A 16,338-nucleotide genomic window follows, 5' to 3' on the forward strand; every position below is an offset into this window, starting at 1 on the left:
GACAATTAAGCTTCATCCTCCTGTACCTGGAACGACTCCAGTTCCCCGTTTTCTTTCAAAATCTGCTCCATTTCTTCCTCGACATGTGACAACTTGTCATGACATAGCTTGGAAAGCTTCATTCCTTCTTTGTAAAAAGAAATCGCCTCTTCCAATGGAACATCTCCTTCTTCCAGCTTTTCCACAATGTTTTCAAGTTCTTTCATCGCTTCTTCAAATGTTACTTCCTTCTTTTCAGTCATTATCTTTTCTCTCCTTTACTTCCTGTATTTCACATGCTAATTGGCCATTTTGGAGATGCACTTGAATGGTGTCCCCTTTCTCCGCCTGATCCACACTTTTAATAATGGTCCCATCTTGTTGATAAGCTAAACTGTAGCCTCTATTCATGATTTTCAGAGGACTTAGCCCATCTATTTTCGTCAATTTATGTTGGAATTCCCATTGTTTCTTTTGTAAAGCTTGCTGCATCAGCTTGGTCAGCATTATGGTGCGCTGTTCGAGGGAGAGCTTTTCTTTCTCCCATTGCCTTTTTGGATGGTTACGTTCAAGCAAGGCAGAAAGCTGCTCAAATTTAACATACTTTCGCTCCACCATTCTTTTCATTGCCATTTCCAAGTCATCCAGCACACGATCAAGGTCCTGTTGCTTTTGCGAATAAAGGTTCTTCGGAAATCGGAAAGCATACGATTTTTGCAAGGTGACCAGCCTGTCCTTATAGGATTGCATCAATTTATTGGATGCCCTATGCAGGCGGAATTTGCGATCAGACAATCGCTCCATCAACTCATTAATGTGAGGTACGGCAAGTTCGGCAGCAGCCGTCGGAGTCGGAGCCCGCATATCTGCTACAAAGTCGGCAATCGTAAAATCAGTTTCATGTCCTACTGCTGAAATAATCGGAAGCTTTGACGCGAAAATCTCTCTCGCAACGACCTCTTCATTGAAAGCCCACAGTTCCTCGATAGATCCACCACCACGCCCTACAATCACTACATCCAAATCCGGTTGTTGATTGGCTTTCTGTATCGCCTTGACGATGGAAGGGGCAGCATTAGCGCCTTGGACGAGTGCGGGAATCACGATAATTTTCGTTAGCGGATATCTACGTTTCAGGGTTGTGATGATATCCCTTACAGCAGCTCCGGTGGGGGAAGTAATTACTCCCACTGCACGCGGATATTTAGGTAGCGGCTTTTTATGTTCCGGTGAAAAGAGCCCTTCTTGCGATAGTTTCTTTTTCAGCTCTTCATATGCCAAAAACAGACTGCCTACTCCATCCGGTTGCATTTCTTTTATGTACATCTGGTAAGATCCACTTGCTTCATATACCGTCACTTCTCCACGAACGAGAACCTTCATCCCTTCTTGGGGCTTGAATACAAGGTTTCTGTTCTGACCAGCAAACATGACCACAGATAGGCGGGCGTTCTGGTCTTTCAGGGTGAAGTACATATGGCCTCTGCTATGTTGTTTGAAGTTTGAGATTTCCCCTTTTAGCCATACATCTTGCATATGGGGGTCCACATCAAATTTTCGTTTTATGTATTTCGTCAGTGCAGTAACCGTTAAGTATCTGCGTTCACTCATATTGTTAACTCCTTTTTGAGGCATGGAATACGGCTTATTTGAATGCCCTGTAAAACACGCCGCATTTAACATCTACTTTATCAATACTTATACGAAAAAAAGACGGAAGAACGTGAGGTTCTTTCCATCTTCTAAGATACCATATTAGCAGGAAAACGTCTTGTTTTCACTCGCTTCGTTTTGTGCGGATTCGAGGGTATTCTGCAGTAGCATTGTAATCGTCATCGGACCAACCCCTCCAGGAACAGGTGTGATGTAGCTAGCCTTTTCTTTCACCGTTTCAAAATCGACATCGCCACACAACTTCCCAGTCTCCAATCTATTGACTCCGACATCGATGACGATCGCCCCGTCTTTGACATATTCAGGACCAATTAGGTTCGCACGACCAACTGTTGCAATCAGGATATCCGCCTGTTTGCTGATAGAGGCCAAGTCCTTTGTCCGTGAATGGCAATACGTTACAGTTGCATCTTCTTTCAAAAGCAATTGACCGACCGGTTTACCGACAATATTACTTCTTCCGATGATTACTACATGCTTCCCTGAAATGGAAACATTAAGGGATTTGATCATTTCCACAATCCCATAAGGGGTACATGGTAGAAAGGATTTCTGGTCGATCATCATTCTGCCGATATTAAGGGGATGGAACCCATCAACATCTTTATTAGGGGAAATATGTTCAATAATAGCCAGTTCATCAATATGATCAGGCAAAGGTAACTGCACCAGAATACCGTGGACAGAAATATCATTATTAAAGTGGCTGATTCTTTCAAGCAGTTCCTCTTGAGTGATGGAGCTTGGATACTTTTCCAAGATGCTGCGTATTCCAGCCTCTTCACAAGCCCTCTGCTTAGCTCGTACATAGGATTGGGATGCAGGGTCTTCCCCTATCAGAATTACCGCCAAGCTTGGTTGAATGTTCTTTTCCGTATGTAACTCTGACACTTTTTCCTTAATAAAAGCCCTTTTTTCCGTTGCAAGTTCTTTACCTGATACAATCACTGCTGACATGAATAGCTCCCCCTTTTACTACTTATGCATTATTTTTCGATTGTTGTTTTGACTTTGGACAGGACCGCGTTGATAAAACCGCTGGATTTATCATCACCAAATGTTTTCGCAAGCTCGATCGCTTCGTTCATACTCACATTCGCCGGAATCTCTTCCACATACATCAGTTCAAATACTGTCATACGAAGGATGGTACGATCGACGGTTCCTAAACGATCCAACGACCATTTTTCCAAATGGGCTTTAAGCGTGGAATCAATTTCCTCTTGATGCTCTTTTGTGCCAAGCACGATACTTTTTAAGAAGTCGTCCGCTTTTTCTCCTTCTTGCAACACATTTTCAATTGCTTCATCCGGCGCTATATCACTAAGATCCATTTGAAAAATAGCTTGAAGCGCCTTTTCTCTTGATTTACTTCGTTTCATTGTTCGATCTCCTTATCGTGCCTATACTAGTATAAAAAGATAATAGCACATTTTTATAAAAAAACACATGTTTTTTGTTCGTTTTTCCACTTATTCACTAACGAAATTAAAAATTTATTCTATAATGTTCGGAATTAACCGTTTTCATTTTTGCTCTGGGGGAGCCTGAAATGAGTGATGCTTCTATTTAATAATGTCAGTTTCATCATTACCGAGATATTAACCTACTATACTTTTCATCAAAAAGAGAAAGCGACTAAAATTGTACCTAATATTGTGGGGGAACACAAGGGAAACTTCAAGATACGGAATTTCCTCAAAAAAATTGTAGGCACCCTTCTGATGAGAGTGCCTACAAGGTGATCGTGCTTTTAAATTTCCTGCTCTACTTCTACTTCATTCTTTTGAGTTTCAAACTGGACACCAACTACATGAATATTCACTTCCGTGACTTCAAGAGCTGTCATGTTCAGTAATGCCTGACGGATATTATCCTGCACTTTTTGTGCGACAGTCGGAATGGAAATGCCGAACTGCATCACACAGAACACATCCACTTTAATGCCTTCTTCATTAAGGTCCACTTTTACACCCTTACCGTGGTTCTTTTTCCCAAGTCTTTCTACCACACCTGCAGCGAAGTTCCCACGCATCTGCATGACACCCTCAACTTCGGAAGCAGCAATGCCAGCAATGACTTCAATTACTTCAGGAGCAATTTCCACTTTCCCAAGGGAATTGTTGTTTTCCATTTCCAATAAATTTCTTTCGCTCATAATTAACCCTCCTACTATTTTTTATGAATTCATGACATCATATTTTTCAAGGAATTTCGTATTGAAATCCCCATCTTTAAACTTCTCGTGATCCATTAGTTTCAGATGGAAAGGAATCGTAGTATGAACGCCTTCAATAACAAATTCGCTTAATGCACGTTTCATTCGAGAAACCGCCTCTTCACGCGTTGCTCCATAAGTGATAAGCTTTGCAACCATGGAATCATAATATGGTGGAATGGTGTATCCTGGGTAAACCGCGGAATCCACACGAACACCAAATCCGCCTGGTGGAAGATACATCTCAATCTTCCCGGGAGACGGCATGAAATTCTTTTCTGGATTTTCTGCGTTAATTCTACACTCAATTGACCATCCGTTGAAAACGACATCTTCTTGCTTGATCGATAAAATTTCCCCAGATGCCACACGAATCATTTCCTTAATCAGGTCCACACCTGTTACCATTTCTGTAACCGGATGCTCTACCTGAATCCGTGTGTTCATTTCCATGAAATAAAACTTCTTATTCTGATAGTCATATATAAATTCTATCGTACCTGCACCTGTATAGTCCACCGCTTCAGCTGCTTTTACTGCCGCATCACCCATCTGAGCACGAATTTCTGCATCTAGAACTGGCGATGGCGTTTCTTCGACAAGCTTCTGTAAACGGCGCTGGATGGAACAATCACGTTCCCCAAGGTGGATGGTATTTCCATGACTATCCGCCATTACTTGGATTTCCACGTGACGGAAGTCCTCGATGTATTTTTCTAGGTACACTCCAGGATTACCGAAAGCAGTAGCCGCTTCCTGCTGGGTAATGGAAATCCCTTTTTTCAGTTCCTCTTCATTTCTTGCAACACGGATCCCTTTACCGCCTCCGCCTGCCGTTGCTTTGATAATGACAGGATAACCGATATCATTGGCGATGGACATGCCATCCGTAATATTTTCGATGATACCTTGTGATCCAGGAACAATTGGTACATTTGCTTTGCGCATCGTTTCACGTGCAATATCCTTCGTCCCCATCTTGCTGATAGCCTCAGGACTTGGACCTACAAATGTGATGTTGCACTCTCGGCACAGCTCCGCAAAATCCGAATTCTCTGCAAGGAACCCATACCCTGGATGTATTGCGTCTGATGCCGTAAGCTTTGCCACACTGATGATGTTCGTGAAATTAAGGTAACTGTCTTTAGAAGCGGTCGGCCCTACACAATATGCTTCGTCAGCCAACTGAACGTGAAGGGATTCCTTATCAGCTTCCGAATAAACCGCCACCGTTTCGATATCCATTTCTTTGCATGCTCGAATAATACGTACTGCTATTTCGCCTCTATTGGCAATCAATAATTTTTTAATCATCGTTGTCTCCCCCTCCTTATATTGTTTTTACAAGGAATAAAGGTTGACCATATTCTACTAATTGGCCATTATCAACCAGAACCTCTACAATCTCGCCTTTAACTTCCGCTTCGATCTCATTGAAAAGCTTCATTGCCTCTACGATACAAACTACAGAGTTTTCGCCGACTTTGTCGCCTTCCTGTACGTATGCCGCTTGATCCGGTGATTGCGAAGCATAGAATGTTCCAACCATCGGGGAAGTGATTTTATGTAGGTTCAGGTCTTCCTGCTTTGGTGCTTCTTGTTTCGTTTCAGCAGTTGCTGTTGAAGCCTGTTGAGCCGGAGCTTGAGGTGCCTGCTGTTGAAATTGTTGTGGTGCTTCCTGAGGTGCGGGTGCTGCAACCTGTGTACTCACAACAGTTTGTGCGGCATGCTTCTTCATTTTGATCTTTGAACCTTCATTCTCATAAGTAAATTCATCTATATTCGATTGGTCAATCAACTTGATAATTTCTCTGATTTCTTGGATCTTTAACATCTTTACGTTCACTCCTTGGTCCTTTTGATGATTAGTTGCCGCTTTGTTGTCCATATGTACATTTTAACAAAATAGTTCATATTCATCATACGATACAAGCGCGCGAAATTCAACTAGAAATAGTAATAGATATTATTACCTAGTGCTAAATTGCGGTGCGTTGGGTGCCAGTTTCGATGATGGTGCATGAAAACGCTTTATATTTTTATTATAGGGGATTTGGGTCGTGGTGGATAGGGGAAGTGTTGAGGAATAGGAGGTTTTCGGCAGGGCTGCGGGGACGGATGTGGTTATGCGGAGCGAAGTCGCTAGCATGAGAATGGGATATGGTAGGATTTTTGCGGGATTTTTGAAGAATGACCGAAGTTTTGCTAATCTTGACCGAAGTTTTCACGAAATTGACCGAAGATTCCGCGAATTTGACCGAAGTTTTTCAAAAGTTGACCGAACCAGATTTTCAAATGACCGAACCCACAAGATTCTTGTCCAAACGCTACATTCAATTGTCCGAAGACCCCTTCAAAAACAGTACGGAAATGACCGAACCTACTTAAAAATTGTCCGAACCATTTTCAACTCGCTCAAAATGCTCACATCTCTTTAATTTTCAGCAAATTTTTAGTTCCTTTTTTACATATGTAGTTCAAAGGATTAATTTGCTTAAAAGCTTTCCACTAAAACCTTTTCACCCAAACATTTAAGAAGATTATAATTTTCTTAATATCTTGCAGGAAAAACCTTCCTCTTTGTCAAAACTAGTAACATCTAGAAAAGGAGTTGCATGCCTATGATCATATTGAAAGAACGTGAATTATCTTTAAAAATTAAAGTATTAGAAGCTTTAAGTCGGCGGTTACCTCTCTCGCACCCGATGTTGCAGAAGATAAAATCAGATCTTGGGAAAAATATAGCTGGTTTTAAGGGGGAAGAGTCGCTCAATTACTATTTGGAATTGTTACCTGACACGGAAGCGGAGCTTTATGTTTTACAAGATATAAGGCTGCCTTTTAAAGGACATCACTTTCAAATGGACACACTTCTTATTTTCCCTACTTTTTTCCTCGTATTAGACACTAAGTATATGAAGGGTACCCTCGAGTTTGACCCGGCCTTCCAACAACTCATTCAAACAATCACCGAAAATGACGTTGATAAAACCATCACCTATTCCGATCCTATTATCCAAGTGCAGAACCAACTCACTAAATTCAAAACCTGGTTAAAAGAATTTAATATCCAACCTGGTCCCAGTGAAAGTTTAGTAGTTATTGCGAATTCAAGGGCAGAAATTAAATGCATTTCGCATCCCAATCTCGTTAAAAGTATGGTAGTCCGCAATTCAGGGGTTGAGTCAAAGGTTTCAGAATTCACGAAAAAACATACTAAACAAACGTGGGACGCAAGAAATGTGCGTAAGCTAAGCTCTCTTATAATTAAAAAGAACGAGCCCGTAACCTTTATAGACCTGAAGAAAGAGTATGGAGTAACTCCAAATTGTATATTAAAAGGTGTGCAATGTCAGAAATGTCTTCATATAAGTTGCGAGAGAATTTATGGTGCTTGGCTCTGTCCTAAATGTAACAACAGTTGTAAGAATGCACACCTTAAGCTACTAAAAGATTATAAGCTATTAATCGGCCCAACCATTACTGCTTCTGAGTTTCAGAAAATCACGGGAATTAGATATGAGAGAACTGCACGACGTTTGTTGCTTTCATCTGGCCTCTCGTACGCAGGTAACACGAGTCAAAGAGTCTATTATTTATAAAAAACACCGGACCCCCTCACATCCAGGGCCCCGGTGCTTTATCTATCCTAAAATATTATTATTCACTCTCTTCCGCTGGCGGGAAGTGGAATGCGATGTCTTCGTTGCGTACATCAGCAAACTCTTGGCGGACCATGTGGTAGATATCGTTTGCCATTTGTGGTGAGTGAGCTTCGGTTTTGACTGTTACACGGATTTTGCCGTCTGTTACTCGGACAAGTGCGTCATCCACGTCCTTGCGGGAACGGATGGTGGATTCCAGGATCTGCTCTTTTTCAGAGACATGAGCAAGTTCATTATATTGGTCGACAGCTTTGGAGATCTCTTCTGCCGGAAGCTCTGTGCTTGCCATTCTATCTTTTAGTTCTGCGCGATGGACGCTACGGAGGTTTTCTAGCTCATAGCGCATTTCGGCGAATGTTTCATCAGTGGAGATATATTTCACAACTGCGCTACCATCTTCCTCAGTAGCTTCCTCCCCTTTGACACCTTCAGCACCTTCAGCACCTTCTGTCCCTTCTTCCCCATCAGTTCCAGCAGCTTCCCCTTCTTCTCCATCATGATTTTCAGCGGATTCCGTTGCTGCAGGCTGTTCTGCATCGTTTACCATTTGTTCACCGGCTTGTTGGTCGCCGATGAAATAGTAAGCAGATAGGACAAAAACTAGACTAAGCATGGTTAGTAACCAGACGGTTTGTTTTTTTAATAACATGGATTATTCCCCCTCGGATTTTTTCGGAAGTATTGCGACTTTGTGCTGCGGTACGTCGAGCACTCTGGTGACAGCTTCCAAAATCATTTGTTTGACATGTATATTTTCAGCGCCCTTTGCGACTACCAGAACACCTCGGATGACCGGTTTTTTTGTTTCGGATACAACCGGGATCTCTTGTTCATTTTTCCTGATTACGAGAACCTGTTCGTCTTGTGAACTGTCTGTCACGTTTCGCTCCCCACCTTGCTTGTCTGTTTCGACGGTTGTTTGTTGGGATGTCGTTTTGTTTATCTGAAAGACTTTCTTTTCGGAGGCATCGATATTTACGACTACGGAGACATCATTAACCCCGATAATCCCTTCCAAAGCTTCTTTCAGCTGGTTCTCAAAACTTGCCTCGTAATCAGAGATAGTAGAAGGTGCGTTGGCATCATCGCTATGTCCGAATACTTCTTCATCTTCCGTTTCTTGCTGATTCATGGCCGGAAGCACGCCACCTCCTGGAGAGCTTGCACTTTCCTCACCGAAAAACAGAGTACCAAAAAGCATGAATCCCACACCAAGTACGAGAACTACTGTCATGTATTGGTATTTGGCTTTTTTGTCCTTTGACTGATTGGATAGCAGAGATTTTAGCCATGGAATGAAAGCTTGGTTTTTCTTTTCCACCTTGTACTAATCCCCCCCTTCGACTGCTACAGATATATTGGTTGGTTGTAGTTGCCATCGATTTGCTAGGAAAGTTGCTATCTTCCCTTCTTCTTTCGAGGAAGGAGCTGGTTCCTTTTGTCTGGAGGTGTCAATTTGTACAGGCTTTACTACTTGAATGGCTGTCTTTTGTTCGGCTTGTTCGAGTAGAATCACAACGGATTCTATGTTTTCTTCTATAGGTATTTCTGTAAGCTGGTCCTCATTTTTCACAACAACTTTCAGGTCTTTTACGGTTAAACCATAGCTTTCCCTCAACTCCTCCTCCACATCTTCTTTCATTAGGACAGCCGCTTTATTTAAAATGTATGCAGCATGTGAGGCTTGTATTTCTTTTTTCTTCATTTCTATCAAAATTTCCGTGTTTTTTTCTGAAGTGTAGGACGAGTGGGTCGTTATCTTGGCAAAGAGCTCGTCCATGTCAGTCGAAAGCAGCTTCAAGATGGGAGTGAGTATGACGACGATCAGCAATAGACCGATCACCAGTTTCGTATATTTCTGCATGGAAGAATTCGGGAGCAGCATTTCTACTACTGTCGCTAAAAGAATAAATAAAATGATACTAGTAATCCATTCAGTTAAGTAACTCATCGTTCCTCCCCCTTACCTGACCATCACAGTGATATTACCTGCTGCAATGATGACCGTTATGCTTAAGAAGAACATAAAAGAGACAATGGCGAGCGCTGCAAAAATGTAGATGATGCTTTTGCTGATGATGTCCAGGCACTTGATGACCGTTCCCCCACCCAATGGTTGAAGCAGAGCTGCAGCGAGCTTATAGATGATGGCAATGGATAAGATCTTCACTGCAGGAAAAGCGGCCAGTAAAACCAACGTGGCAACTCCAAGAATTCCCACCGTATTTTTCAATAAAAGAGAGGCTGTAATGACCGTATCCGTGGCATCGGTGAACATCCTTCCTATTACCGGTATGAAGTTTCCTGTCACAAACTTTGCGGTCCTGATGGCGATCCCGTCCGTTACAGCCGCTGTGGCCCCCTGTACGGAAATGACACCTAGAAAAACGGTCAGATAGATTCCGAGAATTCCGATACTGACATTTCTTAAAAGTTGTGCAAGCTGCGTCACTTTGTAGTGTTCACTAAGGGTGCTGACAATGCTCAAGATGGCGGCCAAATATAATAGGGGGAGCACGACATATTGAATGAGCAGACCGCTTGTGTTCATTAAAAACAGAATAATAGGATGGAAAAATGCCGCTGAGACCAGTCCCCCTGAGGATGCAATGAGTGCGATAAGAAGTGGTACTAATGCGATGATGAAGCCCGTCATGGCACTGATTGCTTCCTGGGTATAGGAAATGACAATATGGAAGCTGTTGAGCGCGATGATGATCAGCACCATGAATACGACACTGTAGGCGACTTTACTGACCGTTTTCTGTTCAAATGCGTTTTGGAGCGTTTGCAGGAACATGCTGAAGATAGTAAGTAAAATAAGGCTTCCCAGTAATTTTCCGTTTGCAAGAAGTTCGTGGAATAGATATTTGACAAAGCCTTTCGACCACTCTTTCAAAGAAAAGGACTTGTCCCCTTTAACAAATTCCATAAAAGTTCCTTTTTGGCTTTCCGGCAAAAAACCGCCATATTCCTCCATGATCTCTTCCCAATACGCCTTTATTTCCTCCACATCGACCCCTTCTATTTGCTCTGTCACTAGTTCAGACGGTGAGGAGGGGGAGGCTTGTACAACTTCGAATGGAATGAACAGTAGAATTAACAAGGCTGCAATAATTGCAAGAATGAATTTCATGGGTATGCTCCCCTCTTTAGGTTTCATTTTTAAGAGGCTCTTTTCTCAAAGATTGTTGCTATTCCCTTGTAAAAAGTCGGCATTTGGGACTTTTTACTAGGAAAAATCGGTCTTTGGATTTTTCACTGCTTATCTACTATAAAATTGGCATGCAAGTTATCCTGTACCGCCAGGAAAAGAGCATAACAGAAAGGAATATAACGGTTGGTTTATAATTACGTAAAAGCAACAAAGTTTACGAAAACAGCCTTTTAAGAAGGAATGAGATTGATAATGGTTTCGATGATGACGGTCAGGATGGGAATGGCCATGGCCAATATTAAAACTTTTCCGGCCAATTCGATTTTGGATGCGATGGCACCCTGGCCTGCGTCCTTTGTAATCTGTGCACCGAACTCTGCGATATAGGCGATGCCGACAATTTTCAGTATGGTCTCTACATAGATCAGGTTCACATTGGCATTAATGGCGATTCGCTCGAGCATGCGGATGACGTCAAACACTTGCTCTACTAAAAATAAGAAAATGGCACAGCCGACAAATACGACCAGCATGAATGCGAATGTCGGCTTCTGCTCTTTCACAACTAGTGCAAGAAACGTGGCGATTAAGCCAAGACCTACTATTTGAAGGATCTCGATAGGTCAACACCCCTTATCATTGGAACAGGAATACCGATTTAATTCTTTTGAACAGGTCGTCGACGATGCTTGCTACCATAAAAAGAATATAGATAAAGCCGAGTAGGGTTACCCAGTGTGCGTATTCTTCTTTGCCGAGCTGTTTTAGCACGGTATGCAGAAAGGCTACGACGATTCCGATGCCGGCGATTTTGAATATTACGTCTACTTCAATGCCCATGGACGCTCCTCCTATTTTTTGCGGTTTGCTTTGGTGCGTTTCTCTTTCCTTTTGCCTCTGGTATGCGCCGCTGTTGCTTTCCGCAAAAGGCTGCGCTTTCCGCGGGGCGACCTTGAGCCTCCTCGCTTCGCTGTGGGGTCTCAAGATTGTCGCTACTCTCCCGCTGGAGTCTACGCCTTTTGCTCCAAGCACCAGCTAGAAAATCTCGCATTTCCCAACAGGAAACATCTCCAGCCCCTAAATCAATAAAATTACAAGTAGTAACCCGGAGAGCACTCCTAGACTTTTTACCATTCGTTCGTACCGGATTTGTTTGTCGCGGGCTTCTAGCTCTTCCCGTTCGAGGTGCGTCAATGCTAGCTGGATGTGCTTTTGTTGGGTGTAGCGATCGTGTTGGCCAAGTGTTTCGCCGAATTGTTTCATGATTTCAAGCTCTGCATTTTTATAGGCGGTTGTATTCCAGACATCCTCCAGGCTTTCATGCCATGCCTCTTTTACAGACAAATTGGCTTTGTCCAATTTATAAGAGAAGCCTTCAAAGAACCAGGAGAGAGGTTTTTCCAATTGCTTGGCAATGTTTTTCGTCGCATCTGAAAGGGGTGTATGGCCATACATGATTTCCGCTTCAAGCGACTGCAGCGCAACCTTTAATTGCCTCAATTGCCTTGGTCTTTCTGTTAGATGCCTTGCAGCTTCAAAACCTGCCCAAGATGTAGCCACTATGATGAACACTGCCCCTATCAACTTAATCATCGTCTCACACTCTCTTCCCGGTAGATCTCCTCTCCCACTTCATTCACTATTCTCTTGATGGAGCCGGGACCGTTGCTTCTGGTCAATTCCACAAAGCGTTTCACCGCCCGCAAGGATAATATCTCCCGAAGACTTGGTCTGCTACTTAATTCATCAAATGAGAAGGCATGTACTGACATGAGCAGTCCTACACCTGCATTGACCGCCTCCATGACCGCCTCGCTGTCTTCCATTCTTCCGATCTCATCAACCACTATGACATCCGGACTCATAGAGCGGATCATCATCATCATTCCTTCTGCCTTTGGACAACCGTCCAACACATCTACCCTTTGTCCCAAATCATGTTGAGGTATCCCATGTACACAACCTGCAATTTCGGACCGTTCATCCACTATCCCGACCTTGCAAGATGCAACACGCTTTTCTTCACAGCCTGAGCTCATGATTCTGGCCAGATCTCTTAATAGTGTCGTTTTCCCTGTTTGCGGAGGGCCGATTACCATCGTGCTTAGCCACCTGTTTTTGTCGTAAAGGTATGGCAGTAACGGTGTTGCCACTCCGATTTTCTGTTTAGCTATACGGATATTAAAAGAAGAAACGTCCCGGATCGCCTTTACCTTTCCTTTTTCAGTGATCACCTTGCCAGCAAGTCCAACACGATGACCTCCAGTAATGGTGATGTAACCACGTTTGAGTTCTTCTTCTAGAGCATAGATAGAATGCTTGCTTATTTTATTCAAAATATGAATCGCGTCCGTTGCAGTGACAATATAGGAAGGAAAAAAAGGATCTCCATCAATAATCAGTTCCAAGGGGCGATTCACGCGGACTCGAATTTCTTCCATTCGTTCTTTTAATGGCACTGAAAGTTTATCAATTACACCGGATATATCCGGTGGCAAAACGGCAGTAATACTTGCAAGCATACATATCCCCTTCTTGTCCTTTTGTTACTTACAATGTATGCGCTGGTGGACAATATATAACAACGGAATACAATTTCTCATTTATAGATACCGAATAAGATAAACCCCAAACCAATCGCGATGTAAATCATTTTGGAAAAAGAAATTTCATCCGCCATGCTAATAAGTCCTATCATCATGGTGGAAATGAAGATCAGCGGCCCCACCACCGCAAGCATCGAGTTCACCACAACCGCTTTTTTCACATCATTCAAACTGAGCATGATGATGGCAGCAGTAATTTCTAGTAATCCCGAAAAAATTCGAATCCCTGCCATAGATAAAACGGACGGGTCGAAATGACTTAACATTTTTTTCATTGTTATTTGTCCTCCCTCTTGCAGTTGCACGATTAGAGCATCTTGTACAACCTATGCTGTTGAGAAAGAAAGAAGAAGTGAATTTAGTTTGAAAGGAATGAGGTAATTTAGGGAATGCTAGCGAAAGGATTAATTTGGGAAAGGCGTGGGTGCTATGAAAGGTATCGGCAAAGTTTTTTGGATCTCCGTTATCATTGCTGCTTTGTTTGTTTTAATTGGGGTGATTTTCCCCGAACCCTTTAGTAAAGGAATGGATCAGGCAAACTCCTTCATTCTTGATGTGTTTGGCTGGTTTTATCAACTAGCGGCTACTTTCTTTCTTTTGTTCGCTCTATATCTCATTTTCAGCAAATACGGCAAAATAAAGCTTGGCAAAGACAAGGATCTTCCCGATTACTCTACTTTGACTTGGTTTGCAATGCTGTTCAGCGCAGGTATGGGGATCGGACTTGTTTTCTACGGAGTAGCAGAGCCTATCTCTCACTTTTCCTCTCCACCACTTGGCGAAGGAGGCACTGCTGCTTCTGCAAAATTAGGACTTCGTTACACCTTTTTACACTGGGGTTTTCATGCATGGGCCATCTACGCGACCATCGCTCTTTCCATCGCGTATTTCAAATTTAGAAAAGACGCTCCAGGATTGATGAGTGCTACTTTGTCCCCTCTCTTTGGAGAGAAGACGAATGGAACTTTTGGAAAAGTGGTGGATATCGTTGCTGTGTTTGCCACTGTCTTCGGAGTTTGTGCTTCTTTGGGGCTAGGGGCACAACAAATAAATGGGGGACTTAACTATCTCTTCGGTATTCCGAGTAACTTTACTATCCAGCTGACCATCATGGCGATTGTGACGGTGTTATTCATCATTTCTGCAGGGACTGGCCTTTCCAAAGGAATCAAATATCTAAGCAATACCAATATGATTTTGGCCACGCTTCTGCTATTAGCCATGCTCTTTATCGGACCTACTACTTTCCTATTGAATTTATTTACGACCACTCTTGGTGACTATATCCAAAACCTCCCGAGCATGGGGCTCCGTTTAGCTCCATTCAATAATGAAAATGCGGAATGGATAGAGGGCTGGACGATTTTCTATTGGGCCTGGTGGATTTCCTGGTCACCATTTGTTGGCACGTTCATCGCGAGGGTGTCTAAGGGGAGAACCGTTCGAGAGTTTGTCATTGCCGTATTGTTGGTGCCGACGCTTGTGTGCGCATTCTGGTTCAGTGTCTTCGGAGGTACTGGAATCCATTTAGAACTGTTTGAAGGGGCTCAAGTTTCCGCCCAAAGTTTTGAAACTGGCCTATTCTATGTGTATAAACTCTTACCATTCGGGACCGTCTTATCGATAATTACTATTTTGCTGATTGCAACCTTCTTTATCACAAGCGCGGATTCCGCTACGTTTGTGTTAGGCATGCAGACAACCAATGGAGATATAAATCCCCCATTTTTTGTAAAATTAACATGGGGATTAATCCTTTCTGCTTCTGCTGTTGTGTTAATGTACTCAGGCGGATTGGAAGGTCTTCAAACCGCCATCATTGTGAGTGCTTTTCCTTTGACTTTTGTGTTACTGATGATGGCCTTCGCAATTGTCAAAGCCTTTCGAATGGAGGTTAAGGGGAAAGTTCCTTTGAAGAAGACGAAGGAGAATTGAGTGGATTCACTATACAACATGTTGAAAGGGACGATTTACTATGAACTTTAAAAGTGAACTACAAAAAGCGCAAGATATCATCCATAAAGCACATCATCATTTAAAACAAGTTAGTTCAAGTAGTACAGAATCAGAAGCATGTTATTTTGCTATAGGCGAACTTGAGAAGGCTCAACAGAAAATCCAACAGGTTCAACAACAAATCAATGAATAGACGGGGATTAATTCAATAACGACTTTATTTAAATATCAAAAAGTACGCACCCTCCATTGAGAATGCGTACTCTTTTTTATTCAAATCGATCCCAATTTACAACATCCTCAAGCGGGAGACGCGTTTTCTCAAAGCCCGCTTTGGCTCCTTTGCCTAGGGAAATTAGCATAATGGCCTCATAGTTTTTTGGAATATTGAATACCTTTATGAATTGCTCTTCATCGTAACCGCCCATTGGAACAGTATCATAGCCTTTTGCCTTAGCCGCCAGCATTAATTGCATAGCGACAAGTCCACCGTCTATGTGAGCAATTTTCGCTAAGCGTTCCTTCGAGAAATTCCCATAACCAACAAGAATGCTGTTTACATACATGTCTTTAACGTCTTCTGGCATTCTACCCTTTTCAGCGATTGCACTATAGATGCGGTCAGCATTTTTGTAAGCTTCTCGGTCTCCAAGTACAGCAATGACAACGGAAGCATCCACAATTTGTTGCTGATTATTAGCGATTGGCAACAAACGCTCTTTTTCCTTTTGATCTTCAATCACTAGAAATCTCCAAGGTTGAAGGTTGCTAGATGATGGTGCTAACGTAGCTGTTTCTAGAATCTCTAGGATTTCACTTTTATCCATTTTGAATGCAGGATCATACTGTCTTACTGAACGGCGTTCTTTTGCGACTGTTAGAAAGTCTGTATTTTCTAACTGCTTTGGAGCTTCTTTCGTTGTATCTATTTCTTTTACTTTATTTAAATATTCTTCTTTACTCATGGTTTTTTTAGACATATTCATTCTCCTTTAACTGTATCTTCTACAAGAACAGTATAGGTTGTTAACTGTTCCTTTGTCAACTACAGTTAATCGAGAGCAAAATAAAAAAGCGAAACAG

The 16,338-nt window shown here is 42.5% G+C and carries 21 protein-coding genes; 3 read left to right on the plus strand and 18 right to left on the minus strand.

Annotated elements, in window-relative coordinates:
* Nucleotides 1–5 precede the first annotated feature (5 nt).
* The 8 genes from AB685_RS03945 to AB685_RS32330 form a co-directional block, all read right to left on the minus strand.
* The gene (locus AB685_RS03945) at nt 6–242 is read right to left on the minus strand and encodes an exodeoxyribonuclease VII small subunit (RefSeq protein ID WP_047969206.1); all 237 of its coding nucleotides are present in this window, start codon (nt 240–242) and stop codon (nt 6–8) included.
* Nucleotides 235–1,590: an exodeoxyribonuclease VII large subunit gene (gene xseA / locus AB685_RS03950; protein ID WP_047969207.1), complete on the minus strand. Its 1,356-nt coding sequence runs from the start codon at nt 1,588–1,590 to the stop codon at nt 235–237. Before xseA ends, AB685_RS03945 begins: the two co-directional genes overlap by 8 nt.
* Before the next feature lie 144 nt (nt 1,591–1,734).
* Nucleotides 1,735–2,610 carry a bifunctional methylenetetrahydrofolate dehydrogenase/methenyltetrahydrofolate cyclohydrolase FolD gene (folD, locus tag AB685_RS03955; RefSeq protein WP_047969208.1) on the minus strand — a complete coding sequence of 292 codons (876 nt, stop codon included), beginning with the start codon at nt 2,608–2,610 and terminating at the stop codon, nt 1,735–1,737.
* Nucleotides 2,611–2,639: 29 nt separating this feature from the next.
* Entirely contained in the window at nt 2,640–3,035 is a 396-nt protein-coding gene (nusB, locus tag AB685_RS03960) for a transcription antitermination factor NusB (protein WP_047969209.1), read from the minus strand.
* Nucleotides 3,036–3,406: 371 nt separating this feature from the next.
* Complete coding sequence (locus AB685_RS03970) at nt 3,407–3,811, minus strand: Asp23/Gls24 family envelope stress response protein (RefSeq protein ID WP_047969211.1); 405 nt, start codon at nt 3,809–3,811, stop codon at nt 3,407–3,409.
* 21 nt (nt 3,812–3,832) lie between these two features.
* A complete protein-coding gene (gene accC / locus AB685_RS03975; protein WP_047969212.1) occupies nt 3,833–5,185 on the minus strand; it encodes an acetyl-CoA carboxylase biotin carboxylase subunit in 1,353 nt (450 codons plus the stop codon).
* Nucleotides 5,186–5,201: 16 nt separating this feature from the next.
* Entirely contained in the window at nt 5,202–5,705 is a 504-nt protein-coding gene (accB, locus tag AB685_RS03980) for an acetyl-CoA carboxylase biotin carboxyl carrier protein (protein WP_047969213.1), read from the minus strand.
* A gap of 371 nt (nt 5,706–6,076) precedes the next feature.
* On the minus strand, nt 6,077–6,208 hold the full coding sequence (locus AB685_RS32330) for a hypothetical protein (RefSeq protein WP_277814267.1): 132 nt from the start codon (nt 6,206–6,208) through the stop codon (nt 6,077–6,079).
* Between the two features lie 284 nt (nt 6,209–6,492).
* Here AB685_RS32330 and AB685_RS03985 point away from each other — a divergent pair, with 284 nt between their 5' ends.
* On the plus strand, nt 6,493–7,473 hold the full coding sequence (locus AB685_RS03985) for a nuclease-related domain-containing protein (RefSeq protein WP_047969214.1): 981 nt from the start codon (nt 6,493–6,495) through the stop codon (nt 7,471–7,473).
* Nucleotides 7,474–7,531: 58 nt separating this feature from the next.
* Here the strand turns inward: AB685_RS03985 and AB685_RS03990 are convergent, their stop codons facing one another.
* The 9 genes from AB685_RS03990 to AB685_RS04035 form a co-directional block, all read right to left on the minus strand.
* On the minus strand, nt 7,532–8,185 hold the full coding sequence (locus AB685_RS03990; RefSeq protein ID WP_047969215.1) for a SpoIIIAH-like family protein: 654 nt from the start codon (nt 8,183–8,185) through the stop codon (nt 7,532–7,534).
* Nucleotides 8,186–8,188: 3 nt separating this feature from the next.
* Nucleotides 8,189–8,857 carry a stage III sporulation protein AG gene (spoIIIAG, locus tag AB685_RS03995; protein WP_047969216.1) on the minus strand — a complete coding sequence of 223 codons (669 nt, stop codon included), beginning with the start codon at nt 8,855–8,857 and terminating at the stop codon, nt 8,189–8,191.
* Nucleotides 8,858–8,863: 6 nt separating this feature from the next.
* Nucleotides 8,864–9,487 carry a stage III sporulation protein AF gene (gene spoIIIAF, locus AB685_RS04000; protein ID WP_047969217.1) on the minus strand — a complete coding sequence of 208 codons (624 nt, stop codon included), beginning with the start codon at nt 9,485–9,487 and terminating at the stop codon, nt 8,864–8,866.
* Between the two features lie 12 nt (nt 9,488–9,499).
* The gene (spoIIIAE, locus tag AB685_RS04005) at nt 9,500–10,672 is read right to left on the minus strand and encodes a stage III sporulation protein AE (protein ID WP_047969218.1); all 1,173 of its coding nucleotides are present in this window, start codon (nt 10,670–10,672) and stop codon (nt 9,500–9,502) included.
* A gap of 251 nt (nt 10,673–10,923) precedes the next feature.
* Nucleotides 10,924–11,313: a stage III sporulation protein AD gene (gene spoIIIAD / locus AB685_RS04010; RefSeq protein WP_082153489.1), complete on the minus strand. Its 390-nt coding sequence runs from the start codon at nt 11,311–11,313 to the stop codon at nt 10,924–10,926.
* Nucleotides 11,314–11,329: 16 nt separating this feature from the next.
* Nucleotides 11,330–11,533 (minus strand): stage III sporulation protein AC, encoded by a 204-nt coding sequence (spoIIIAC, locus tag AB685_RS04015; protein ID WP_010194848.1) that lies wholly within the window; start codon nt 11,531–11,533, stop codon nt 11,330–11,332.
* A gap of 237 nt (nt 11,534–11,770) precedes the next feature.
* Nucleotides 11,771–12,286, minus strand: a complete 516-nt coding sequence (gene spoIIIAB, locus AB685_RS04025) for a stage III sporulation protein SpoIIIAB (protein WP_047969221.1) — start codon at nt 12,284–12,286, stop codon at nt 11,771–11,773.
* Nucleotides 12,283–13,215 carry a stage III sporulation protein AA gene (spoIIIAA, locus tag AB685_RS04030; protein WP_053073719.1) on the minus strand — a complete coding sequence of 311 codons (933 nt, stop codon included), beginning with the start codon at nt 13,213–13,215 and terminating at the stop codon, nt 12,283–12,285. The genes spoIIIAB and spoIIIAA overlap by 4 nt, the downstream gene beginning before the upstream one ends.
* 77 nt (nt 13,216–13,292) lie before the next feature.
* Nucleotides 13,293–13,574, minus strand: a complete 282-nt coding sequence (locus tag AB685_RS04035; protein ID WP_047969222.1) for a YqhV family protein — start codon at nt 13,572–13,574, stop codon at nt 13,293–13,295.
* A 154-nt stretch (nt 13,575–13,728) separates the two neighbouring features.
* Between AB685_RS04035 and AB685_RS04040 the strand changes: the two genes are divergently transcribed.
* Entirely contained in the window at nt 13,729–15,234 is a 1,506-nt protein-coding gene (locus tag AB685_RS04040) for a BCCT family transporter (protein ID WP_047969223.1), read from the plus strand.
* 40 nt (nt 15,235–15,274) lie between these two features.
* On the plus strand, nt 15,275–15,448 hold the full coding sequence (locus AB685_RS31655) for a hypothetical protein (RefSeq protein WP_198530450.1): 174 nt from the start codon (nt 15,275–15,277) through the stop codon (nt 15,446–15,448).
* A 76-nt stretch (nt 15,449–15,524) separates the two neighbouring features.
* Here the strand turns inward: AB685_RS31655 and AB685_RS04045 are convergent, their stop codons facing one another.
* Nucleotides 15,525–16,235 carry a nitroreductase family protein gene (locus tag AB685_RS04045; protein WP_047969224.1) on the minus strand — a complete coding sequence of 237 codons (711 nt, stop codon included), beginning with the start codon at nt 16,233–16,235 and terminating at the stop codon, nt 15,525–15,527.
* Between the last annotated feature and the right edge of the window lie 103 nt (nt 16,236–16,338).

Source organism: Bacillus sp. LL01, assembly GCF_001037965.1.